General features: G+C 66.5%; 25 protein-coding genes. 15 read left to right on the top strand and 10 right to left on the bottom strand.

Annotation, left to right across the window (positions count from 1 at the left end):
• Window positions 1–495: 495 nt before the first annotated feature.
• A complete protein-coding gene (locus tag ACWEKS_RS41830; RefSeq protein ID WP_452345264.1) occupies window positions 496–1,497 on the bottom strand; it encodes a helix-turn-helix transcriptional regulator in 1,002 nt (333 codons plus the stop codon).
• A gap of 113 nt (window positions 1,498–1,610) precedes the next feature.
• Between ACWEKS_RS41830 and ACWEKS_RS41825 the strand changes: the two genes are divergently transcribed.
• The 9 genes from ACWEKS_RS41825 (at window position 1,611) to ACWEKS_RS41785 (ending at window position 8,044) form a co-directional block, all read left to right on the top strand.
• Window positions 1,611–2,072 carry a VOC family protein gene (locus tag ACWEKS_RS41825; protein WP_452345263.1) on the top strand — a complete coding sequence of 154 codons (462 nt, stop codon included), beginning with the start codon at window positions 1,611–1,613 and terminating at the stop codon, window positions 2,070–2,072.
• A gap of 429 nt (window positions 2,073–2,501) precedes the next feature.
• The gene (locus ACWEKS_RS41820) at window positions 2,502–2,996 is read left to right on the top strand and encodes a diadenosine tetraphosphate hydrolase (protein ID WP_452345265.1); all 495 of its coding nucleotides are present in this window, start codon (window positions 2,502–2,504) and stop codon (window positions 2,994–2,996) included.
• A 315-nt stretch (window positions 2,997–3,311) separates the two neighbouring features.
• Window positions 3,312–4,511, top strand: a complete 1,200-nt coding sequence (locus tag ACWEKS_RS41815; RefSeq protein WP_452345262.1) for an SDR family NAD(P)-dependent oxidoreductase — start codon at window positions 3,312–3,314, stop codon at window positions 4,509–4,511.
• A 52-nt stretch (window positions 4,512–4,563) separates the two neighbouring features.
• On the top strand, window positions 4,564–5,442 hold the full coding sequence (locus ACWEKS_RS41810) for an LLM class F420-dependent oxidoreductase (RefSeq protein ID WP_452345261.1): 879 nt from the start codon (window positions 4,564–4,566) through the stop codon (window positions 5,440–5,442).
• A gap of 51 nt (window positions 5,443–5,493) precedes the next feature.
• Window positions 5,494–6,447, top strand: a complete 954-nt coding sequence (locus ACWEKS_RS41805) for an amidohydrolase family protein (protein WP_452345260.1) — start codon at window positions 5,494–5,496, stop codon at window positions 6,445–6,447.
• 56 nt (window positions 6,448–6,503) lie between these two features.
• Entirely contained in the window at window positions 6,504–6,905 is a 402-nt protein-coding gene (locus tag ACWEKS_RS41800; RefSeq protein ID WP_452345259.1) for a hypothetical protein, read from the top strand.
• A 17-nt stretch (window positions 6,906–6,922) separates the two neighbouring features.
• Complete coding sequence (locus tag ACWEKS_RS41795) at window positions 6,923–7,546, top strand: alpha/beta hydrolase (protein WP_452345258.1); 624 nt, start codon at window positions 6,923–6,925, stop codon at window positions 7,544–7,546.
• A gap of 184 nt (window positions 7,547–7,730) precedes the next feature.
• Window positions 7,731–7,901 carry a hypothetical protein gene (locus ACWEKS_RS41790; RefSeq protein ID WP_452345257.1) on the top strand — a complete coding sequence of 57 codons (171 nt, stop codon included), beginning with the start codon at window positions 7,731–7,733 and terminating at the stop codon, window positions 7,899–7,901.
• Window positions 7,902–7,930: 29 nt separating this feature from the next.
• Entirely contained in the window at window positions 7,931–8,044 is a 114-nt protein-coding gene (locus ACWEKS_RS41785; RefSeq protein WP_452345256.1) for a DUF308 domain-containing protein, read from the top strand.
• A gap of 8 nt (window positions 8,045–8,052) precedes the next feature.
• On the opposite strand, the gene ACWEKS_RS41780 is transcribed toward ACWEKS_RS41785, so the two are convergent.
• The gene (locus ACWEKS_RS41780; protein ID WP_452345255.1) at window positions 8,053–10,506 is read right to left on the bottom strand and encodes a flippase-like domain-containing protein; all 2,454 of its coding nucleotides are present in this window, start codon (window positions 10,504–10,506) and stop codon (window positions 8,053–8,055) included.
• Window positions 10,507–10,575: 69 nt separating this feature from the next.
• Window positions 10,576–11,439 carry an SDR family oxidoreductase gene (locus tag ACWEKS_RS41775; RefSeq protein WP_452345254.1) on the bottom strand — a complete coding sequence of 288 codons (864 nt, stop codon included), beginning with the start codon at window positions 11,437–11,439 and terminating at the stop codon, window positions 10,576–10,578.
• Window positions 11,440–11,550: 111 nt separating this feature from the next.
• Between ACWEKS_RS41775 and ACWEKS_RS41770 the strand changes: the two genes are divergently transcribed.
• The gene (locus ACWEKS_RS41770) at window positions 11,551–12,207 is read left to right on the top strand and encodes a TetR family transcriptional regulator (RefSeq protein WP_452345253.1); all 657 of its coding nucleotides are present in this window, start codon (window positions 11,551–11,553) and stop codon (window positions 12,205–12,207) included.
• A gap of 79 nt (window positions 12,208–12,286) precedes the next feature.
• Here the strand turns inward: ACWEKS_RS41770 and ACWEKS_RS41765 are convergent, their stop codons facing one another.
• Complete coding sequence (locus ACWEKS_RS41765; RefSeq protein WP_452345252.1) at window positions 12,287–13,213, bottom strand: cupin domain-containing protein; 927 nt, start codon at window positions 13,211–13,213, stop codon at window positions 12,287–12,289.
• Between the two features lie 75 nt (window positions 13,214–13,288).
• Between ACWEKS_RS41765 and ACWEKS_RS41760 the strand changes: the two genes are divergently transcribed.
• Window positions 13,289–14,140 carry an NmrA family NAD(P)-binding protein gene (locus ACWEKS_RS41760; RefSeq protein ID WP_452345251.1) on the top strand — a complete coding sequence of 284 codons (852 nt, stop codon included), beginning with the start codon at window positions 13,289–13,291 and terminating at the stop codon, window positions 14,138–14,140.
• Window positions 14,137–14,577: a nuclear transport factor 2 family protein gene (locus ACWEKS_RS41755; protein ID WP_452345250.1), complete on the top strand. Its 441-nt coding sequence runs from the start codon at window positions 14,137–14,139 to the stop codon at window positions 14,575–14,577. Before ACWEKS_RS41760 ends, ACWEKS_RS41755 begins: the two co-directional genes overlap by 4 nt.
• A gap of 97 nt (window positions 14,578–14,674) precedes the next feature.
• Here the strand turns inward: ACWEKS_RS41755 and ACWEKS_RS41750 are convergent, their stop codons facing one another.
• Together ACWEKS_RS41750 and ACWEKS_RS41745 are read right to left on the bottom strand one after the other, a co-directional pair.
• Entirely contained in the window at window positions 14,675–15,370 is a 696-nt protein-coding gene (locus ACWEKS_RS41750) for an alpha/beta fold hydrolase (protein ID WP_452345249.1), read from the bottom strand.
• Between the two features lie 161 nt (window positions 15,371–15,531).
• Window positions 15,532–16,137 carry a TetR/AcrR family transcriptional regulator gene (locus ACWEKS_RS41745; RefSeq protein ID WP_452345248.1) on the bottom strand — a complete coding sequence of 202 codons (606 nt, stop codon included), beginning with the start codon at window positions 16,135–16,137 and terminating at the stop codon, window positions 15,532–15,534.
• A gap of 56 nt (window positions 16,138–16,193) precedes the next feature.
• Here ACWEKS_RS41745 and ACWEKS_RS41740 point away from each other — a divergent pair, with 56 nt between their 5' ends.
• Together ACWEKS_RS41740 and ACWEKS_RS41735 are read left to right on the top strand one after the other, a co-directional pair.
• A complete protein-coding gene (locus tag ACWEKS_RS41740; protein WP_452345247.1) occupies window positions 16,194–17,432 on the top strand; it encodes a cytochrome P450 in 1,239 nt (412 codons plus the stop codon).
• Window positions 17,433–17,496: 64 nt separating this feature from the next.
• Window positions 17,497–17,844 carry a nuclear transport factor 2 family protein gene (locus tag ACWEKS_RS41735; protein WP_452345246.1) on the top strand — a complete coding sequence of 116 codons (348 nt, stop codon included), beginning with the start codon at window positions 17,497–17,499 and terminating at the stop codon, window positions 17,842–17,844.
• A 57-nt stretch (window positions 17,845–17,901) separates the two neighbouring features.
• Here ACWEKS_RS41735 and ACWEKS_RS41730 read toward each other — a convergent pair whose 3' ends face one another.
• The 3 genes from ACWEKS_RS41730 to ACWEKS_RS41720 form a co-directional block, all read right to left on the bottom strand.
• Window positions 17,902–18,048, bottom strand: coding sequence for a hypothetical protein (locus ACWEKS_RS41730; protein ID WP_452345245.1), 147 nt, complete (start codon window positions 18,046–18,048; stop codon window positions 17,902–17,904).
• Window positions 18,049–18,148: 100 nt separating this feature from the next.
• Window positions 18,149–18,475 (bottom strand): putative quinol monooxygenase, encoded by a 327-nt coding sequence (locus tag ACWEKS_RS41725; RefSeq protein WP_452345244.1) that lies wholly within the window; start codon window positions 18,473–18,475, stop codon window positions 18,149–18,151.
• A gap of 42 nt (window positions 18,476–18,517) precedes the next feature.
• Complete coding sequence (locus ACWEKS_RS41720) at window positions 18,518–18,892, bottom strand: nuclear transport factor 2 family protein (RefSeq protein WP_452345243.1); 375 nt, start codon at window positions 18,890–18,892, stop codon at window positions 18,518–18,520.
• A gap of 128 nt (window positions 18,893–19,020) precedes the next feature.
• Here ACWEKS_RS41720 and ACWEKS_RS41715 point away from each other — a divergent pair, with 128 nt between their 5' ends.
• Window positions 19,021–19,839, top strand: a complete 819-nt coding sequence (locus ACWEKS_RS41715; protein WP_452345242.1) for a MerR family transcriptional regulator — start codon at window positions 19,021–19,023, stop codon at window positions 19,837–19,839.
• Window positions 19,840–19,895: 56 nt separating this feature from the next.
• Here ACWEKS_RS41715 and ACWEKS_RS41710 read toward each other — a convergent pair whose 3' ends face one another.
• On the bottom strand, window positions 19,896–20,549 hold the full coding sequence (locus ACWEKS_RS41710) for a TMEM175 family protein (protein WP_452345241.1): 654 nt from the start codon (window positions 20,547–20,549) through the stop codon (window positions 19,896–19,898).
• Window positions 20,550–21,306 lie beyond the last annotated feature (757 nt).

Genomic DNA, 21,306 nt, shown 5'->3' with positions numbered 1-21,306 from the left:
CCAGTCCAGGGTGGTGGCTCGGCAGGATGAGCAGGCGTTGGTCATTGGTGCGACCAATGTTGCGCAGTCGGTGCAACGCCGGATCATCAGGGTCGCGCCGTCGTGGCGCCCGGTGGGGTCGTTGAGGTGTCGGGGGTTTTCCGGCTTGTGGTCGAACATCGCAATCCTCGCCAGTTCTTGCCTGCGCTGTCACTGACGAGCCTGCATTGCGGGCGCCCTTGCCCGCGACGGCAGAACTACCCACGACATACCTATTTTTGCCACCCCCGCCCAGCGGGGGTGCTGGTCGACGCGGGTTTCACCGTGTCCAGGCGATCAGCACAAACGGGCGGTCGTGGCCGATGGTCGCTCAGGGGCATTGGAGGTCGGCGGTATGACGACCTGCCGGCCTATCGAGGCCGCGCCTGGGGCATCGGCAGCGTCGAGGTCTCGTAGGAAAGCGAGTTGCAGATCTGGGAGGGGTGCCAGGTTCCGGCGGCGGCGGTGCCCTCGAACCTATGTCCTCGTGCGTGCGGCGCGGGCTGCGCGGCGCGACAGTTCAGCGAACGCGTCGCGTAGCGGATCCGGGCCTATGACTTCGATTTCGGTGTCGAAACGTGCCAGCGTCGCCGCGAGTGCGGGCCAGGACCAGGAGCCGGTCAGCAGTCTGGTTCGGGTGGGGCCGAGTTCCTCGATGATGCCGTCGGCGGCGAAGGGGGCCACCTGGGTGGCGGGGAGATCGAGGATCACCTCGCCTTGGCATGGCCAGGAGTTCGCGCCTTCGGAGCCTTTGAACCGGGCGGAGAGGAAGGTCGCGATGTCGCCACCCGGCAGTTGCCGGGGGGTGAAGCGCGGCCCGTTGGGGATACGAAGTGTCATCCGGTCGGCGCGGTAGATACGCCAGTCCGAACGGTGCGGGTTCCATCCGATGAGATACCAGCGTCCACCGCGGAACACGAGGTGATGGGGCTGTACTCGTCGCGGCGGCTGAGGGTCGGTGTCGTGCGGCGGTTCCGGTGACTGGTAGTCGAACCGCAGTTCCTCTCTGGATCGGATGGCAGCGCTCAGCGCGAGCAGGACGTGGGTGTCGATTTGGGGATCGGTCTCGCGCGCGGCTGGTTCGACGGTCGTGATTTCGAGCATGTCGATGCGCTGGCGCAGGCGGGATGGCAGGACCTGGCGGACGGTCGTCAGCGTTCGTGCCGCAGCTTCTTCGATACCCGCCCCGGTCCCGGCCGCGATCCGCAATGCCACGGCCAGCGCGACGGCCTGCTCATCATCGAACAGCAGCGGCGGCAGTTCGATTCCCGCTTCGAGCCGGTAGCCGCCCTCGGGTCCCTTGACCGCTCGGACGAGGTAGCCGAGCTCGCGCAGGCGATCGACGTCGCGGCGCACCGTGCGTTCGCTGACACCGAGCCGCTGGGCGAGCAGGCCTCCCGGCCAGTCACGGCGGACCTGCAGCAGCGACAGCAGTGAGAGCAGGCGGCGGGAGGTCACCGTCGAGGAGGCGGTCGGCATGGCGGCCAGACTGCCATAGGTAGCGGACGTTCCCTGTCCGGTATTGCTGACAGGGTGGCTCTCGTCGCGGGAAGAACCCGCGTCGAAACCACTTGTGAAGGGACCGAATCACCATGTCGGTAAACGCTGTTGCCCACCTCAACTTCCACGGACAGGCTCGTGCGGCCCTGGAGTTCTACCAGTCGGTGTTCGGCGGTCGACTCGCTGTGGCCACCTACGGTGACTTCGGGATGCCCGCCGAATTGCCGGACGCCACCAAGGTCGTGTTCGGCCAGGTCATCGCCGACAACGGATTCCGGGTCATGGCCTACGACGTGCCCGGTGAGAACGCGCCGGCCGCCCAGGGCGCGCCCACGACCCGCCGCGAGAACGGCACCACCATCACGGCGGAGCCGTTCTTCCTCTCCGTGCGCGGTGACACCATCGAGGAGGTCGGCGCGTTGTGGGAACGCCTCGCGGCCGGTGCGACCCTCATCGAAGAATTCGGTCCGGCCCAGTGGGCGCCCGGCTTCGGGATGCTGCGCGATCGCTTCGGTATCACCTGGATCCTCGACGTCGCGCGAGCGGCCCGGTAACAGTCCCCCGATCGCCGAGCCCGGCCATGACTGGGAGGCCGACCCGATCGCTCCGGACGGAAACCACTCCACGCCACAGGAATTCGTCGACGACGCTCGCGCACGACAAGTGCTCTCCGATGTCCGGTCACAGGGTTCGGTCGGCGTCGCCTCCCACGGCGACGACGTGGTGATCCTCCCCCTGAAAGACGCCCTTCCACGCTGAACCCACCACCTCGCAATGCGGATCCGTTCTCGGCGCATTCGTTCGGACAAGGCCCCACCATGATTTTGCAAGGGCGACAGGCATTCCCGACTGAGAATGGGCAGAGAGCGGGCGGCGAGGCCGGATCGACTGTCGATGCCCCACAAAGGTGCGTCCCACCCGAGTGGGGCACACTTCAGCGCACTCGAGTGGCTCGTCCCGCTCGGCACCCGTCGGTGCAGCTGATGCGGGCTCGCTCAAGTGTGGAGATGAGCGATTGGCGCGGTGACCGGATCGGCAGCGCCTTGGGTGGGGCGAATCCAACAGTGATGTGTCGGCTCACGGCCGGGTTCGCCGTCATCGGTGATACTCAGTTCCTGCCCGGCTATTTACTGCTACTGACCGATGATCCTGCGGTGCAACGCCTTTCCGGGTTGTCGCGCCCGCGGCGTGCTGCGTTTCTTGCCGATATGGATCGGTTGGGGGAGGCGGTCGAGCGGGCGTGCACCCGACTGGATCCGGCCTTCCGGCGGGTGAATCTGGAGATCCTCGGCAACACCGATGCCTTCCTGCACGTTCACATGTGGCCGCGATTCGATTGGGAGCCAGACGATCTGGTGGGCGGCCCGGTGTGGCTCTATCCGCCCGATCGATGGACCGATGAGCGCTACGTACTCGGCGCACGCCATGACCAGATCCGGCAGGCGATCACCGGCGAGCTGCATACGCTGTCCGCCTGAGAACGGCGCGCCCTCGTCAACGTTCGTACCGGGGAGCTTGATGACTGGCCCGACGTTCGGTCTCACAAAAAACTCTTGTCCCGCTTGGTATTCGGGCTTCCTGAAACTGCCTGCCCGGTCCGCCACTCACAAGATGGAGAGATTTGCCTACGGTGAAAAGAATTCGATAGCAGATCGGACATGAACAGGACCGTCCTGGTAATTACACCGTTTCGGTGACCGATGCTGGGCGTACAAGATACGACGATGCCAGGCCGGGGGGAAATCGGGGTGCGGACTCTGCGGCGGCGCCTGCGAGGTAGATGGAATGTTCATGTGTACATCGACTTCGACTGTGTTGGGCGTGACAATTGGATTGCTGGTAAGAGCGTCCTGGTCGGGAGTCGGTGCGGGCGGAGACGGTTTGCGGCTCGCCAGGCGGTGGGATTGTCGTTCGGTCGGTTGGATGGCCCGGCGGCGGGTTGGAGGAGTCCGGCGCGCACGGCGCCGATCGGTATTGCCGGCGGTGGAGACAGACGTTTTTTGCGTGTGCGGACGACGTGGATTCGGTTCACGCGGAAGGAGCTCACGATGCCCACTACTGTTTACGGCGCCGCGACCACGGCGGCCGAGATCGTCGCCGATATCGATCTTCATGGTCGGCGTGTCGTCGTCACCGGCGCGAGTTCGGGGATCGGTACCGAGACCGCTCGTGCGCTGGCCTCCGCCGGTGCGGAGGTGACCCTGGCGGTACGGAATGTAGAGGCCGGTAGGAAGGTTGCGGAGGAGATCGGGGAGAAGCTGCCGGGCGGGGGCGGTGGGGTGCACGTGGCCCGGTTGGATCTGGCCGATCCTGAGTCGGTGGCCGATTTCGGGCGTGCCTGGGACGGGCCGTTGCACGTGCTGGTCAACAATGCCGGCGTGATGGCTCTGCCTCGACTCACCCGCACCCGGGCCGGGTACGAAATGCAATTCGCTACCAATCATCTCGGTCATTTCGCATTGACGACCGGCTTGCACCGGTCCCTGGCCGCCGCAGGCGGTGCCCGGGTGGTCTGCGTGGCCTCGATCGGGCATTTGTTCTCGCCGGTGGTCTTCGACGATCTGCATTACCGGTTCCGCCCGTATGACCGGTGGACGTCGTATGGTCAGTCGAAGTCGGCCAATATCTTGTTCGCTGTCGGCGCTGCACGGCGTTGGGCCGATGACGGTGTCATGGTCAATGCGTTGATGCCTGGCAATATCGCCAGTACCGCGTTGGCGCGTCATATGAGTCCGGGCGACCTCGAGGCTTTCGGGGAGCAGACCGACCTGTCGTTGCCGCCGGTGAAAACGGTCGAGCAGGGTGCCGCGACATCGGTGCTGCTCGCCGCCAGCCCCCAGGTGGAGGGCGTTACGGGTCGCTACTACGAGGATTGCGCTCCGGCACCGAAGATCAGCGAACGCGCCGGCCACACCGGTGGGGTCGCGCCCTATGCACTCGATCCGGACAATGCCGAGCGTCTCTGGCGGGTCTCGGAGGAGCTGACCCGATGATTTCGAGGTTGATCCTGCCAGGAAAGGCTCGATGACGTCGCGAGGAGCAGCAATGACCGCACCAGAGAAGGCCACCGGCGACCTCGGCAAATTCGGCGTTTTCACTTTGTACGGCGCCAGCTCGGGCGGCCCCACCCCCGAGCTGGCCCAGGAAATCGAACGGCTCGGCTACGGCACGTTATGGGTCTCCGGTTCTCCGCCCGCCGAATTATCGTTCGCGGAGCCACTTTTGGAGGCGACAACCTCGCTGAAGGTGGCGACCGGCGTTGTCAACATCTGGTCGGCGGACGCCAAATCTGTCGCCGAGTCGTTCCATCGCATCGAAACCGCCTACCCGGGCCGATTCGTGCTCGGCATCGGGGCCGGTCATCCCGAGCACACCGAGGAATACCGCAAGCCCTACGACGCGCTGGTCGACTACCTCGACGCGCTGGACGAGAACGGCGTACCGGCTGATCGGCGCGTGCTCGCCGCGCTCAGGCCGCGCGTGCTGAGGCTGGCGGCACAACGCACTGCCGGGGCGCACCCGTACAACACCACACCCGAGCACACCGCACAGGCCCGCGACATCATCGGGCCGAACGCACTGCTGCTCCCCGAGCACAAGGTGGTGCTGTCCACCGACACCGACGAGGCCCGCGCGATTGCCCGCAAGGTCATGGCGGAAACGTACAACTACTTCGCCCTCACGAACTACGTGAGCGCCTGGAACCGGATGGGTTTCACCGACGCCGACCTCACCCGGCCCGGCAGCGACAGGTTCATCGACGCCCTGGTCGCCTACGGCACCCCCGACGACATCGCGGGCCGGCTGGGCGAGCATCTGCGGGCCGGTGCCGACCACGTCGTGATCCAGGTGCTCGGCGGGCCCGACAAGCTGTTGCCGACACTTTCCGAGCTGGCCGGTGCGCTGGGGCTGACTCCGCCATAACTTCGTCCTTTCCGGAGCGCCGATCGGGTCCCGAGAGTAGGAGGTATCCGAGTGCGAGTAGATGTGCATGCCCACTATTGGACCGACGACTATCTCGACCTACTGGTCGATCTGGGCAAGACCGACACCGATACTCAGCGCGGCATGGGTGCCGGCGGGGGCACCGAACTCGAGGCGCGGCTGCGGCTGATGGACCGCGCCGGAGTGGATGTGCAGATTCTGTCCGCGGCACCCCGGCTGCCCAATGGCCGCAACCGCGAAAAGGCCGTTGCCGCAGCACGCCTTGTGAACGATCAGTACGCGGACGTGGTGGCGCGCCACCCGGATCGGTTCCTGGCCTTCGCGACGACGCCCATGCCGCATATCGACGAGTCGCTCGCCGAGCTCGGCCGCGCGATCGACGAATTGGGCATGGTCGGAGCCGTCATGAACACCACGGTGCTCGGACGGGCCCTGGTCGACCCGGAATTCGCGCCGGTGTTCGCCGAACTCGATCGCCGTGGCACGGTGCTGCACCTGCACCCCGCGGGCAACAGCGCGTGCAGTCCGCTGATCGCCGACTACAACCTGACCTGGATGGTCGGCGCGCCGATCGAGGACACGATCAGCGTCATGCAGTTGATCACCCACGGATTTCCGGTGCGCTACCCGAACATCAAGGTGATCAACTCGCATCTGGGCGGAGCCCTGCCGATGATGTTGCAACGTGCCGACAACCAATACCGTTGGGAGGCACCGCAAACCCCGGACCTGCCGAGCGCTCTGGCCCGCCGGATGTGGTACGACACCGTCGGGCACGGCCATCTGCCCGCCCTGCGTGCCGCCATCGATTCCTTCGGCGCCGACCGACTGATCCTGGGCACCGACTTTCCCTACGAGGCCGACGAGATCTTCGTCCGTGCCGTCGACTACATCAACAGCCCCGACATCGCCGCCGCCGATGCGAAGGCGATCCTGGAAACCAACGCCGAACACCTCTTCCGCATCTGTCGTCGATATGGCTGAAACTGATTCGGGCACAATCGACTTCGGTCCGGCCCGACCCGATGCTGGGCAACCGGGTGGACGTCCTGACCCACGTCGTGGTCTTCGGCGATGTCAACACCTACCTCAGCGCCGAGCTGTCCGGGCTCGACCTCCGGTATCCGATGCCCGGCGACCACCCACTGCCGGGAGGCCGCGTCCCCGACGCGGACATCAACTCCGCGGCAGGCGACGAGCGGTTCTTCGACCTGCTCGTCACGGCACGCCCTGTCGTGCGCGCCTTGGCGGCGGGTGGGTGTCGTGTTGCCGGTCTCGAAGTGCCCCGGGCAGTCGACGACGGGCCGGACGCCGCGACCGCGCTCACTCATTCGGGTGAGTGCGACAGCGACGCCGACTGCTGCAAAGTGGGAACATGCCGAGCGCCCAGCAACCAACGAAGCGGTTACCGACCGGAAATGGACGCGAGGGAGGTTCGATGACCAGGACGCACATAATCGTGCTGCCCGGCGGTGGATACGCCGAACACGCACCACACGAGGGAGAACCGGTTGCCGACTGGCTGCGCTCCATCGACGTCCAGGCAAGCGTCTTCCGATATCCGCTCAATGTCCGGCACCCGGTTCCACTGCGGGCTCTACGCGCCGAGATCCGGCGCCGACGGGCCGAGGGGGCACAACGAGTCGGGCTCGTCGGATTCTCCGCCGGCGGCCATCTGGCCGGAATGGCGGCGTTGGCGCCCGGCGCGGACACCGACGAAGCGGTTCAGTTCGCCGTGCTCGGCTATCCGATCACGTCGATGGAGACCGAGACCTACCGTCCTTCCCGGCTGATCCTGCTCGGTGCGGATGCGGGCCCGGAACTACGCCGGTCGACCTCGCTGGACGCCCTCGTTACGCCGCAATCACCACCGTTTTTCATCTGGCACACCGCAGAGGACGCCTACGTACCGCCCGAACACACCTACCGACTGGCTTCCGCATTGGCTGCGAACGACGTGCCCCATACAGCGCACGTGTTCCCGCATGGCCCCCATAGCCTCGGCCTGGCACGCGGTGCCGGTGACGCCGCGATCTGGACCACGCTGGCCCAACACTGGATCCATGAACAAGTGAGAGCCTGATGCGCTTGTTCAGTTGCCGCAGGAACTGATCAGGACCACCTGACGATCATGCGGCGTGGCCGGCGTGGCGGCGGACGCGCGGGCCGCCACGCCGCACGGTGAAAATCGGTGTACCGGAACACCTTCGGTGAGCTGGCGTGATCCCCGATAATCGACGCACGGCGATCAGGAAGGCGGGTCCGTCATGACTGCCGTTGAGCCCCTGAACAATCCACTGTCCATGATGGCCCGGGTGGCCTGGCAGACGATCCTCCTCACCGGCATCCTGTCGGCCGTCCTCGGCGTGTTGATCCTGGCCTGGCCCTCTCCGACCCGGCGGTCCCGGCTCGTGGCTGGCAGGTCGTCTTCGGACTGATCATCGTGGCGGGCGGCATCGTCCTGATCGTGTCTCCATTCGCCTCCATCACCGCCCTGGCCCTGGTCACCGGCTGGTGGCTGATCGTGCTCGGCGTCATGGCGGCCATCCATGCCGTCCAAATGCGCCGCGCCACCAGCTGACCGCGGGCTCATACGAATTCGCGGCGCTGCGCGATGCCGAGGGCGGCCCAGCCCACCGGGACGTTGAGCCAGAAGCTGAGCAACCGGTAGACGAGCACGGCCGAGGTGGCCGCGCCGGCGGCCGCCCCGAGCGCGGTGAGTCCCGCGATGAGCGCGGCCTCGAGTGCGCCGAGCCCGCCGGGTGTGGGCGCGGCGTTCGCGAGCAGGCGAGCGCCGATGTACACCGCGCCCACCTGTACGAACGGCAGGCCGACGCCGAACGCGTGCAGACACAGTGCCAGACCGGCCATTTGCACGAGCGGCAGACCGAGCCCGCCCACCACACAGCGTGCGAGCTTGACCGGGTCGGCGGCGATCGCAGCGATCGCGTCGGCCGCAGAGCGCAGGAACCGCCAGACCTTCTCGCGCAGGAACCGCCGGCCCGGCCCGGTCATCGCCACACCCACTCCGGCAACAATGAGGACGAGCAGGACCGGCGCCAGCTCGCGGGTGGTGGGCAACTGCAGATGCACCTGGCCGCCGCGTCCGGTCCAGGCGAAGAAGACGACGGCCACGACCACCGAACCGAGCCCATTGAGCAGAGTCTGCAACCCGACCGAGGCGGTCGCCGCCCCGGCGTCGACTCCGGCCTTCTGCAGGAACCGCAGATTCAGCGCCATGCCCCCCACATTGCTCGGAGTTATCCGGTTGAGAAACGAGGCAGCGAACTGGACCGTGTAGTTGGGCAGGAACGGCAGTCGCTCCGGAATCGTGCCGGATTGCAGCATCGTCGAGAAGAGTTGTGAGACAAAGGTCGTCGGCAGGGCGGCCAGGATCCACCACCAGTCGGCAGTGCGCAGGGCAGCGACAGCGGCCCCGGCGTTCGACAGCTGCGGCAGGATCAGATGCAGGACCAGAAATCCGCCTGCGAGACCCAGCGCCTGCTTCCACGTGAACCGGGCGAGCGGCGCGGGTTTCTGCTCCGGGGCATTCGTTGCGGATCGCACGTGCGCGGCCAGGTCGCGCAGCAGGCTCGGGCGTCCGCCCGGATGTAAGGTCCGGCGTCGCTCCGACGCACGCGCGGCGCGTGTTTCGGCTCGATCCCGGTCGGTGACCGCGCGCCGTGTCGCGCTCGTCAATGCCAGCGGCTGGAGATATGGCATGACGCTGGCCAGCCGCTCCGGACCGAGTCCGGTGAGCGCGGCGGCGACGGCACGCTCCGGTCCGACCTGAATCGCGGTGGCGGCCAGCAACTCCGCCACATCGGACCCGAGTTGTCGTGTCGTCGCCGCGAGCCGTCCCCGGGCGAAGGCGGTCAGTCGGATGCGTCCATCCGGTGTCACCAGCACATGGTCGGGCCGCAGGGCGCGGTGGGCGATGCGATGCTCCTGCAAGCGCGCGACCGAGGTCCAGACGTCGGTGAGCAGCGCATCGGAGGGGTTCCGCAGGGTGGTCGTGGTGACGGGAGTGGTGGCCAGCAGCGCACCGCCTCCGGCGACCGGGTAGGCGATGGCCGGCTCGACCACCCGCGCGCCCGCGCGGTCGGCAGCCACCAGCATGAGCAGCTCGTGTTCGGTTGCGGCCAGGGGTGTTTGGGCGACATCGCCGGGTTCGCGCAGCAGGAGCCACCGCGACCAGCGCCGGAACAGGTCTCGACGCTGGTCGTCACCCGCGAGCACCCGGATGGTGAACGCCGGGCCGGAGGTTTCGGCGAGATACAGCACCCCTTCACCCGGGATGCGTTCGGCGGCAGGGAGTTCGGTGAGGCAGGTGACAGGTATCCCGCAATCGATGAGCGCCGCCGCGACGGCTCGAGCCGAGGGCCGGTCATCGGGTGCGCCGCCGATCAGCAGGATCGCGGATCCGGCGACCGCACCGATGGCCGGCGCAGCCACCGCCTCGAGCGGGAGGATCGAGGCGGTGGCTGCGCTCAGAATCGCGCACCACATCGGCAGCGCCCACACCGCGCGCCGTCCGCGTGCCGGGAGCCAGGGTCCGGCGGCGACGGCGGCCGCCGCGCATCCGGCGAGGTAGACCATGGATGGCCAGCCCGCGGGAACGAGGCCGCCGCGGCCGGCCAGAACGTCGGGCCACTGTCCCGGCCTGCTTCCCGCCAGCGCGAGATCGCTGAGCAGCCAAGCGACCAGCACGCCGAGCCCGGCCGCGGGAAGTATCCGCGCCAGCGCGTCCCAACGCTGCCGGGTGCGGACCGCCCAGAGCGCGGTCAGCGGTGCGGCGATGGCGACGACCTGCACGATTCCCACGAGCGCATCGCGCAGTCCCGGGGGCAGCGCGGTCACGGCCTGCAGCAGTCCCTGCTGTGAGGTCTGCGCGAAATAGCGTGTCGCGGTGGCCAATACGACCGTTACCGTCAGTACGGCGAGGGCTGCTGTCAGTCGAAGGGCATCGGCCGCGCGGCGGACGTCGCCCGGTGGCGGGGCGTCGATCACCGGCGGGACATCGGCGACGGTCCGGGTCGGCATGCAAACGCCCCTTTCACGGTGCTGCGGCCGGTTCTCATCCTTGCCGTCCCGGCCGCGATTCGCAGGGCTTCAGTTGTAGGGTGAGCTCGCTACCGGCTGCGGCATCATGGCCTGCCACAGCGAGGTCGGATCGCCGTGGGCGGCCCGGCGGAATTCCTCCCAGTACCAGTCCTGGCCGAGCAGTTGCTTGAGGCGGGGGATCGCCTCGCCGTCGGGGCCACTGTAGTAGCGGACCTTGCGGGCGTTGCCGTCGGTCACCATGCGGAAGATCACGTCGGCGGTGAGGGCCGGGTCGGAGCGGACCAGGTTCAGCGATCCGAAACGCGTCATCGAGTCCAGATATTCGGCCGGGACGTCGGTGGCGCGGTCGACCTTGTCGAAGATGCGGGTGTCCATGTTGCCGGGCAGCAGCGCCTTGACGACGACCCCGAATTCGGCGAGTTCGGTGTGCAGGCCCTCGCTGAGCGAGACGACCGCGGCCTTGGACGCCTCGTACACGGAGGTGTACGGATACCCCTGATCGGCGCTGATCGAGCCGACATTGACGATCACGCCCGAACCCTGCTTGCGCAGGATCGGGATGAACGCCTTGTTGAGCGCGATGAGCCCGAACACGTTGGTCTGGAACTGCCGGTGCGCCTGGTCCATGGTCGTGGCCTCCAGCGGTCCGGTCTGGCAATAGCCGGCATTGTTGACCAGGGCGTCGATGCGGCCGAACTGCGCGAGCGCGAGTTCGCCGAAGGCCAGGTCGGCGTCCTCGTCGTCCACGTCGAGCAGCAGGGTCGAGACATTGTCGATTCCCTTGTGCACGTCCAGATCTGATTCCTTGCGGACCGTCGCCACGACATTCCATCCGGCCGCGGCGAACCGCTCGACGCTGAGACGTCCGAAGCCGCTCGAGGTGCCGGTGATCACGATGGTGGGCTGGGACATTGCCACTCCTCACTGGTGGGTGCTGGTGGAACGAAGGGGCCTTCGAACCACTGGAATTAGTACAACACGGTTTCGTTAATAGCGCAACAGTGTTGCGCTATGCTGGCTGTCATGAGTCCGACCCCACCCCTGCGTGCCCGCAGTGCCGAGGCCAAACAGCAACGTGAACAGGCGATTCTCGATGCCGCGCGGACGCTCGCCGGTGAGCGCAGCGTGCGTGAGGTGACGCTCACCGATATCGCCGCTGCCGTCGGCATGCACAAATCCGCCATGCTGCGCTATTTCGAGACGCGGGAGCAGATCTTCCTGGCGCTCACCGCCGAGGGTTGGCGGGATTGGTCGGCCGAGGTCGGAACCCGGCTGGGCGAATCGGTCGATCGCGATCCCGGGGCGATCGCGTTCGCGCTGGCGAGTTCGCTGGTCGCGCGCCCGCTGTTCTGCGACCTGCTCGCGCAGGCCCCGATGAACCTCGAACGCAACGTCTCCCTCGAGACCGCCTACGCGTTCAAAACCGAGGTGCTCGCCGATGTCGCGACTCTGGCAACCGCATTGCGTCAACTGCTGCCGATCACCGAAATCGCGGCGACCGATGTCGTCTCCACGGCTACCAGCATGGCCGGGGCACTGTGGCAGATGGCCGCGCCCGGTACCGGCCTGCGCGCGCTCTACGAGTCCCGCCCCGAGCTGGCCCACGCCGTGGTCGATGTCGAACCGAAACTCACTCGCATCCTCACCGCCCTGCTGATCGGACTCGAAACGGGAGCGTGACCGATGGTCCTTCCGAGATTGGGACGGGCGCAACGGAATTGAATACGGGAGGTGCCGGGTCCGGATCGCCGTCGTCTGCTCATGTCCCGTGGATCGGCTGGTCGGGTCTCGCGAGCTCGGTCTGACGCCACTGGCCCGGCGGTTGCCCATGATGGCGGCGGAAGGCGGCGGCGAAGGCGTTGGGTGAGGTGTATCCGGTGCGGTCGGCGATCTGGGCGAGGGTCAGCTCGCCGGTACGGAGATGGTCACGAGCAAGGGTCATTCGCCATTCGGTGAGGTACTGCACGGGTGGTTGGCCGAGTGCGCGTTCGAAGTGCCGGGCGAATGCAGGACGTGAAAGCCGGCTCAGAGCGGCCAGTTCGGGCACTGTCCATGGATGACCGGGGTCGGAGTGGATGGCGTGCAGTGCTGGGCCCAGCCGGGAATCGCCGGCCGCTCGGTACCACGCGGGTGCTGTCGGGTCCTGTTCGAAGCAGGCACGTATCGCCAGCACCAGCAGCACGTCGAGAAGCCGGTCGAGGACGGTTTGCTGTCCGGGGGCCGGTCCGCTCAGCTCGCGCGACAGCATGGCGATGACATCGTGCAGGGGATCACCGGCGGTGGTGCGCAGGAGCAGGATCGGGGGCAGGGTCCGGATCAGGCCGTGGCCGACGTCGCCGGCGAATCGATATGCGCCACACAGGAATACCGTCGCATTCCGGAGGTCGGCGTGCTGGTCGTCGGTGTGGAGTTCGCGGAAGCGTTCCGGTGAGATGCAGGCTGCTCGGGCTTCGTGGGCGATGTGGTGGTCGGGGCCGCCGCGGACCAGTGCCAGGTCGCCGGGAGTCAGTTCGATCGCGTCCGGGTGATCGTCGAGCCACAGCCATGCGCGGCCCTGTACGACGGTGTGCGCGGTCAGCTGGATGGTGCCGGGCAGCCGCAGCCCCCACGGCGGCTGGGCGACCGAGCGAGCGAAGACCCCACCCGACGCGCGGGCACACGCCAAATGGTCTTGCAGAACATCCACTTGATGAGAGTATCTCATCGTAATTGGAGCGTTTCGCGCATTGATAAGCTCAATCGACGCCGCCAGGATGATCGTATGAATAATCCGACTGCTATCACCCTCGTGCTCGGCGCCACCGGGAAGACCGGTTCGCGCGTGGCGAGCACGCTGCGCGCGGCTGGGGTCGGGGTGCGCACCGCGGCCCGAACCGGCGCCGACGTGCGCTTCGATTGGGACGACGCGCGCACCCATGCACCGGCACTGGCGGGCGCCGAACGGGTCTATCTCGTCGGTCCGGTCGGGCGCATCGACTTCGCCGGGCAGGTCTCGGCGTTCCTGGATCGGGCCGAGGTCGCCGGCGTCGGTCACATCACCTATCTCAGCGCCTACGGGGTCGACGCCGCGCCACCGGAAATGGCCACGCGCAGTGTGGAACTCGACCTGATCGGTCGTACGGGCGTCGGCCACACGATCCTGCGCCCGGCGTGGTTCATGCAGAACTTCAGCGAAACCTTCCTGGCTCCGGTCAACGGTGTCATCGCGGTCCCCACCGGCAATGGCGCGGAGGCGTTCATCGACGCGGACGACATCGCCGCGGTCGCGAGCGCGACCCTCGCCGATCCGGCCGCGCACGCGAGCGCGCAGTACACGCTCACCGGTCCCGAAGCGATCACCGTCGCGGACGCGGCCGCCATCATCAGCCGCGTCTCGGGCACCACGGTGACTCATCTCGACATCGACCGCGACGAATGGATCGCCGCCGCCATCGCGGGCGGAATTCCGGACGAGTATGCGTCGGTACTGCGCATGCTGACCGAAACCATCGCATCCGGACATGGTTCCCGGGCCACCGGTGATGTGGAGAAGGTAACCGGTTCGGCGCCAACGGACTTCACCGATTTCGCTCACCGTACGGCAGCAGCCTGGAGTAAGGAGACAGCCCGATGACCCGGATCGCCAATCTCGAGGATTTCCGTGCCCTGGACCCGTTCTTCCGAATCATCGAGCAAGGCGTCGACGACCTCGTGGACGGCGACCATTTCTTCGACATGCTCGCCGACGACGTCGTCATCGAATACGTGATCACTGTTCCCGGCTATCCACGACGGGTCGTCGGCCGGCAAGCCATCGCCGACCTGTATCGCCCCTACGGCGAGACCTTCGTCCTCGACCGCTGCCACGACCTCGCCGTCCACCACGACAAGGACACCGGCGTGGTCGTTCTCGAATACGCATCCCAGGGCCGTACCGTCGCCACCGGTGCCGCCTACGCCAACCGCTATATCTCGGTGCTGACCATCGCCGATCGCAAGATCGTGCACTGGCGCGACTACCTCGACCCGCTGGCGGTCTTCGACGCCATCGGATGGCCCACCGCCTCCTGAGGTCTCCCGGCAATGATCTTCGCGTACAACGAAACTCGAGCAGCGGCTCGAATTCTCTCGAGCGTCTGCGGAAGCTCTTCCCGCTGTTCGGGGCCGGCTACGCCCCCTGGCAGGATTTCGCGGCGGTGCGGATCACATCGATCACCAGGCCGGGGTGGGACAGCATGGGGACATGGCTGCTGTCCACCTCGTAGGTGCTGGCGTTCATGCGTTTCGCGCAGAAGCGCTCCAGCTCAGGGTGCACGGTGCGGTCATTCCTGGCCACGATGTACCAGCTCGGCTTCGACTTCCACGCGGTGCCTGCTACCTGCTGGTCGAAGAGGTCCGCGGTGGGGACACCCTGGGTCGCGAGCACGAGTTGCTGCTCCTGTTCTGAGAGATCGCCCGCGAAGTACTCGATACCGTCCGGCCGCAACCAGATTCGACCCTCGGCGATCTCGATGTGCGCGAACAGCTCCGTCGTGGGGAACTTGGCCTGCAGACCCTGCGACGTCTCGTCCTCGTCCGGGGCGAGCGCGGCGATGTAGACGAGTCCCGCGACCCGGTCATCGGTCCCCGCGGCCGTGATGACGGTGCCGCCGTACGAGTGACCGACGAGGATGGCCGGACTGCTGACCCGGCCCAGCGCCCGCTTGACCGCGGCGACGTCACCTTCCAGGGTGTCGAGGCTGTTCTGCGTGGACACCACCTCGTGTCCCTCCGCCTGCAATGTGGGAATCACCTTGCTGAAGCAGGACCCGTCGGCCCACAAGCCGTGAGCGAACACGATGCTCGGTGTGGTCGGCGTCGACATGATGCGCACCCTTCCTCGGCACGGATCAGCCGGATCCGCACCGCACTAGGTTGGTTCTCCGTCTTCGAGCCGTGACGGCCGGATCGGCCCCACAGCCACCATCGTCCTCCCGCGAACCACGCTGGGCCGAGCTTTCGCGAGGTTTGTCCGATCGGTTGGCGTTATGGTCGGGTCTTCAGCCCGAGAGCGGGTACGAGTCGGCGGCGCAGATAGCCGCGCAGGCGTTCGGAGTCGCTGGTGGCGGGGGTGTCGAATTGCAGGATCGAGATGAGGAATCTGATTGTCGTTTCCGCGATTTCGTCGAGGTCCAGTTCCAGGTCGGGCTCGTATCGGCGGATGGGTTCGAGGTAGTGCCGGGCCAGCCGCAGTGACTCTGGTGTCATCAAGGTGGCGAGCCACTCGGCGTCGGCGGAGTCGGCTGAGGACAGGGCGGTCCGCTGGGTGTCACGCAGTAGTCGCGCGCCCGCGACGGTGGCCTCCACTACGAAATCCGCTGCCGTGGACGCATGGCTCGCCTCGTCGACGATGTGCTGGAACAACCCGGCCGAGACATGCGTCGCGGCGAGTTCGATCAACTCTTCGCGGCCGCTGAAGTGTGCGTAGACGGTCGGTCGCGAGACCCGCGCCTCGGCGGCGACCACGCTGATCGACGTGCGCGCGCGACCCAACCGGATCAGGCATCGGGCCGCGGCCTCGACGAGCCGCTGCCGCGCGCCGGCGCCGTCCATGGGTGGATCCCCACCCCAGGCCAACTTCGGAGCTGTCACAGTGGGTCATCCTAGGTTCTTTACAGATTTATCTAGAAGTGTATAGCTTGTAACACATGGCTGAGTCGCTCTCGTCCGTGGATCTCACCGATCTGGACAACTTCGCCGCGGGCTTCCCGCACGGCCTGTTCGCCCTGCACCGCACCGAATCTCCCGTGTACTGGCACGAGCCCACTGTGCACACTCCCGATGGTGAGGGGTTCTGGTCGGTGGCGACCTACGCCGAGACCAAGGAGGTCCTGACCAGTCCCGTGACCTACTCCTCGGAGACCGGCGGCGACCGGCCCTACGGCGGCACCGTGCTGCAGGACCTGCCGATGGCGGGCGTGGTGTTGAACATGATGGACGATCCGCGGCACTCCAGGATCAGGCGTCTGGTGTCGAAAGGCTTGACGCCCAGGACGGTTCGCAACCTGGAAGAGGATCTGCGGGCGCGTACCGGGCGCTTGCTGGACACCGTCGTCAGTGGCGGCGACCACGACTTCCTCACCGAGATCGCGGCCGAGCTTCCGATGCAGGCGATCTGCTTCTTGCTCGGCATTCCCGAGGCGGATCGTCACCGCTTGTTCGGGCTCATCGAGCATGTCTTCGACCTTCCCGACGGCCAGGACTACCTGACCATGAGCCCGGAGCGGACGGCGGCAATGGGGGAACTCTACGAGTACGGCTTGGCGCAGATCGCCCAGCGCCGGGCGGATCCGGGCGCGGACATGCTGTCGCTGGTCGTCCACGCGGAGATGCCGGACGAGGACCCGCCGCGCCTGTCCGACGAGGAATTGCGATCGTTCTTCAATCTGCTGTTCTCCGGCGGCTCCGACACCACCCGCAATGCCATTGCCGCCGGACTCCTCGCGCTGATCGAAAACCCTTCGCAGCTGGCCGAATTGCGTGACAACCCGGAACTGCTGCCGGTCGCCATCGAGGAGATCGTCCGCTGGACCGCGCCGTCTCCGTCCAAGCGCCGCACGGTCACCCGCCCTGTCGAACTGGCCGGGCACCGGCTGCAGCCGGGCCAGAAGGTATTGGTCTGGGAGGCCTCGGCCAACCGTGACGAGCTCCGATTCGACCATGCCGACCGCTTCGATATCCATCGAGATCCCAACCCGCACTTGGGATTCGGCCAGGGCATCCATTTCTGCCTCGGGGCGCATCTGGCCCGGTTGGAGATGCGGGTCGTATTCGAGGAGCTGTTCGCCCGCTTCGACGGCTTCGAACTCGCCGGACCGGTCGAGTGGACACGCAGCAGCCGCCACACCGGACTGCGTCACCTGCCGCTGCGCATGACCGCACGCTGACCGAATCCATTGCCGCCCTGCGGTACTCGCCGGCCAGACCCTCGCGAAGAAGAAAGTTGTTTCCATGGGCAAAGCTCGACAACTCGCCGACCGCTATGTGGACAGGGTCAACGCCGGTGACCTCGACGGCATCGTCGCGCTGTTCGCCGGCAACGCCGAGCTGCTCAATCCGTTCGGGCATTTCGCCGGTGCCGAGCAGATTCGCGGCTTCTACGAGAAGACCATCCTCGCGGTGACTCCCAGGGTCACCGCCGCCGGGTGGATCGAGCAGGACAACCGAATCGCCTTCGAACTCCAAGCGCGAGTCGACGGCTACGACGCGGTCCAATACGCCATGGACCATCTCACCGTCGCGGCCGACGGCGGCCACATCGCACGCATGGCCCTCTACTACCGTCAACTTTCGCAGTGACCCCGAAATCGACGAAATAGATTGCACAAGTGGAGATTCCGCGTCTGAGCGATGTGCTCAGGGGGAGCTGGGGCGCGTGTCGGTCCAGTCGACCATGAGGTTGCGTTCGGCGATCAGCCAGACGCCGTCCTGCTTGACCATGGTGTCGAGGTAACGGATCCAGGCCGTCATGATGGTGCGGGACCCGCCCTCGTTCTCGGTCACCGGATCAAAGGCTAGCCCAGGGACCATCCCGGCAATCGGCAGTGGCGGCTCGCGCGGCCGGGGACCATCCGCTGTAAAACGGAATGGGGTTGCCGGGCTGTCAGATTGCACGTGTGCGTGCTGCGATGCCCTGGTTCTGGAAGATCTGGTCGTAGTAGTGGATGACCAGGGGGCGAGTGAGCATGGCCTCGAAGGTGGCGGTGAAGCCGTGTTCGGTGCGCCAGCCGAGGTAGTCGGTGTAGTTGTGCCGCTCGGTCCATCGGGTCAGGCCTGCGACGTGGTCGGCGTCGTCCCGATCGCGCAGGATGCGGATTTCTTCGCACCCTTCGTGTTCGAGGCTTTCTCCCAGAATGTCCAGCAGCAGTTGCGCGACGTCGTCGCCGCGGCCGGGCTGGGCGAAGAATTCGGCGGTGACCAGTGTGCTCATGGAATGCTCCTGCAAGGTGTCGGCTGCTGACGTGGGCGCGGTTCAGTAGGGGGCCGGCTGGTTGTGCACGATGATCAGGGAAGTGATCTTGCCGTCGGCGGTGGTGAAGTAGCTGGTGAGTATCAGTTCGTCGGGCACATTCGTTTTGTCGTACTGCCCGTCGTAGCGTGCCCGCACGATCGTCAGGCCAGGGTGGGGGACTACCTCTGTCACCTCCATGGTGACCTTGTCGCCGACCAGTTCGTGGCGCGCCCAGGCACGGATCGACGCGGTGCCGGCGAATTCTCGGCGTACGTCGTTGACCAAGGCGTCCTCGGCGAAGGTGGCCACGATGGCATCCAGGTCGAAACCGTTGACCGCAGCGATATGGGCAGCGACGACCTCGGGCAGTGCGTCGGCCGGGGCGGTGGCGTTCATGGGAGCTCCTTCGATGGTCTCGGGGTGGAACGGTGCTCACCGAATACGTTGGGCGCTACGGCAACCGGAGAGTCAACGGTGATCTCCCGCTGGACCCTCCGGTAGGGGGAGGGTTGATACTGGCAGTCATGCAGACAGGGCTGACGGTCGGCGAGTTCTCTCGGGTGTCGCATCTGAGCATCAAGACGCTGCGGCACTACCACGACGTGGGGTTGCTCGCGCCGGCCGAGGTCGCCCCGGACACGGGCTATCGGTACTACTCCCTCGACCAGGTGCCCACGGCGCAGGTGATTCGTCGCCTGCGGGATCTGGAGATGCCCCTGGCCGATGTGAAAGCCGTGCTGGCCACCCAGGATGTGACCACTCGCAACGAACTGATCAGTGCGCACCTCGCACGGTTGGAAGACAGGCTCGCTCAGGCCCAGAGCGCCGTGGAATCGCTACGCGAGCTGCTGGTCCGGCCCGAGCGCGGGCCCACGATCGAGTACCGGACGGTTCCGGAGCTGCCGGCGATCGGGATCCGCGAAATCGTCGACCGGCACGACGTGCTGAGCTGGTGGCAGGGTGCCCTCGGCGAACTGCACGGCTTCGTCACGGCCCAGCGCCTGCGCTGCACCGGCCCGATCAGCGGGTTGTTCGCGAGCGAGCTGCTCGTGGACGAGCGCGGTGAGGCGATGGTGTTCATCCATACCGACCCGGACGTGCGCCCGGTCGGCCGGGTCGGCCCGTTGGTCGTGCCCGGCGCGGAACTCGCGATCGCTGTCCACCATGGCCCCTTGGACACCATCGACCTCACCTACGGCGATCTGGGCAGCTACGCGGCACGTCACGAGATCGGCGTCGACGGCCCGCTGCGCGAGTACTACCTGCGCAGCCCCTTGGACGTGGCCGGCGCGCAGGACTTGGTGACGGAGGTCGGCTGGCCCATCTTCCGCTCCAACCGCTAGCGGCGGACAGGCCAGTCGGGGCCGAGGCTGCGCAAGGTCCGATCCTGGTGTGGCAGTCAGTGTTCCGCCACACGGCCCCCGCCCCAATGCCGCCGTACCACGCCTGGCAGCGGCGCGGTGGCCACCAGCAACAACAGTGACCACAGCCCGACGTGCGGCACCGCGACCGCCACGACCAGGGCCGCACCCGCGGCGGCGACCGGAAGCCACCGGCTCGCCAGATCCACCGCCGTCAACTCGTCGGTGTCGATGAGCAGACGGGCGCGGAACAGCAGCCATTCCTCGATTCGCGCCACGGCCATCGCAAAGATGATGACGCCCACATAGATTCCGATGGCCAGTCGGTCGTCGTGGTGAGCGTAGACGTCGAGCACGGTGGCCACCGGAATCGCGACAATCGCGATCAGCCACAACATGTTCACGCGAATCAGCAAGGCCGTGTACCCCGTGGCACGTTCGAACAGGCGATGATGATCCCGCCAGAAGGCGCTGATGACCACGAAGCTGATCCCGGCGGCTGTCAGCGCATAACTGTTGTCCGCCAGGAACTTCGAGGTGCTCGAGTCCGCAACGCCGCGTGCGCTGTCGACCAACGGCAACGCGATCAGCGTTATCGCAATGGCCACCACGGCATCACTGAAGAAGACCAGCCGCTCCAGCCCGCGCTCGCTGTGGTCCGGACCCGACGAGGCGTGTTTCCGATCGCTCATTCCGCCGACTGTAGAGCCGCATCCGAGAGGGCGGCCACATTTGTGCGCTGCCCTGGAGAAGCCACCCGATTCCAATCCACAACGCCAGCAGCAGAATAGATTCCAGCGCGTCCCGGAAACAGCCACATTGGCGTCTGTGAACTCGATCTGAAACAACCCCGGCCATGGAATGTCGGTGAGCCATATGGCAGCGGTCGCGGGCAGTTCGCATACATGGTCTCTCCGCGTTGCGCTTCCGTGGAACATGTGTGGCACTTGCTCGTTTCGCGGCGCGGAAGAAAGCCGCGACTCGATGAGAATCCGGGGCCCTCAATTCTCATAGGAGTCGCCGGCATTGCGATCCCGCGCCACCCTGGCCCGGGCTCAGGTCCGCGGTCGGGAGCGCAGCGCTGGCCCGAACTGAGTAATTCGATGACAAGTAGCTAACGGCTGGCGCGGTTAGCGGGATATCGGCCGGGAGCATTCGGATGGCAGAGGGTGCTGTGTAACGTCTGGTGTGGCCACGGATTTGCCACGTGCGCATGGAATTCGGCATTTCTTCCCGATCCGGCCGTGCCTGCCGCTTAAGCTATCTACGCCGTACGACAAATGCTCGATGTAGAGAAGCTTTGAGTCCAGGAGGTGCGGAATGCCGGAAGCCAGTCGTTGGTGCCGCTCACGTCCACTATTGATTGCGAGTTTTTTGCCGGTTGCCGTCATCCTCGGAACCGGAGTCGCCGCGGCATCCCCGGATGGCACCGCGCCGCCACCTGCCGCG

It is taken from the genome of Nocardia sp. NPDC004711 (assembly GCF_053601595.1).
This window is presented reverse-complemented; position numbering and strand designations above follow the sequence as displayed.

Bases quoted from the DNA above. Each gene is read 5' to 3' on its own strand.
- ACWEKS_RS41830 (WP_452345264.1), bottom strand. From the start codon at position 1,497: ATGCCGACCGCCTCCTCGACGGTGACCTCCCGCCGCCTGCTCTCACTG.
- ACWEKS_RS41825 (WP_452345263.1), top strand. From the start codon at position 1,611: ATGTCGGTAAACGCTGTTGCCCACCTCAACTTCCACGGACAGGCTCGT.
- ACWEKS_RS41820 (WP_452345265.1), top strand. From the start codon at position 2,502: ATGCGGGCTCGCTCAAGTGTGGAGATGAGCGATTGGCGCGGTGACCGG.
- ACWEKS_RS41810 (WP_452345261.1), top strand. From the start codon at position 4,564: ATGACCGCACCAGAGAAGGCCACCGGCGACCTCGGCAAATTCGGCGTT.
- ACWEKS_RS41790 (WP_452345257.1), top strand. From the start codon at position 7,731: ATGACTGCCGTTGAGCCCCTGAACAATCCACTGTCCATGATGGCCCGG.
- ACWEKS_RS41780 (WP_452345255.1), bottom strand. From the start codon at position 10,506: ATGCCGACCCGGACCGTCGCCGATGTCCCGCCGGTGATCGACGCCCCG.
- ACWEKS_RS41775 (WP_452345254.1), bottom strand. From the start codon at position 11,439: ATGTCCCAGCCCACCATCGTGATCACCGGCACCTCGAGCGGCTTCGGA.
- ACWEKS_RS41770 (WP_452345253.1), top strand. From the start codon at position 11,551: ATGAGTCCGACCCCACCCCTGCGTGCCCGCAGTGCCGAGGCCAAACAG.
- ACWEKS_RS41760 (WP_452345251.1), top strand. From the start codon at position 13,289: ATGAATAATCCGACTGCTATCACCCTCGTGCTCGGCGCCACCGGGAAG.
- ACWEKS_RS41755 (WP_452345250.1), top strand. From the start codon at position 14,137: ATGACCCGGATCGCCAATCTCGAGGATTTCCGTGCCCTGGACCCGTTC.
- ACWEKS_RS41750 (WP_452345249.1), bottom strand. From the start codon at position 15,370: ATGTCGACGCCGACCACACCGAGCATCGTGTTCGCTCACGGCTTGTGG.
- ACWEKS_RS41740 (WP_452345247.1), top strand. From the start codon at position 16,194: ATGGCTGAGTCGCTCTCGTCCGTGGATCTCACCGATCTGGACAACTTC.
- ACWEKS_RS41735 (WP_452345246.1), top strand. From the start codon at position 17,497: ATGGGCAAAGCTCGACAACTCGCCGACCGCTATGTGGACAGGGTCAAC.
- ACWEKS_RS41725 (WP_452345244.1), bottom strand. From the start codon at position 18,475: ATGAGCACACTGGTCACCGCCGAATTCTTCGCCCAGCCCGGCCGCGGC.
- ACWEKS_RS41720 (WP_452345243.1), bottom strand. From the start codon at position 18,892: ATGAACGCCACCGCCCCGGCCGACGCACTGCCCGAGGTCGTCGCTGCC.
- ACWEKS_RS41715 (WP_452345242.1), top strand. From the start codon at position 19,021: ATGCAGACAGGGCTGACGGTCGGCGAGTTCTCTCGGGTGTCGCATCTG.
- ACWEKS_RS41710 (WP_452345241.1), bottom strand. From the start codon at position 20,549: ATGAGCGATCGGAAACACGCCTCGTCGGGTCCGGACCACAGCGAGCGC.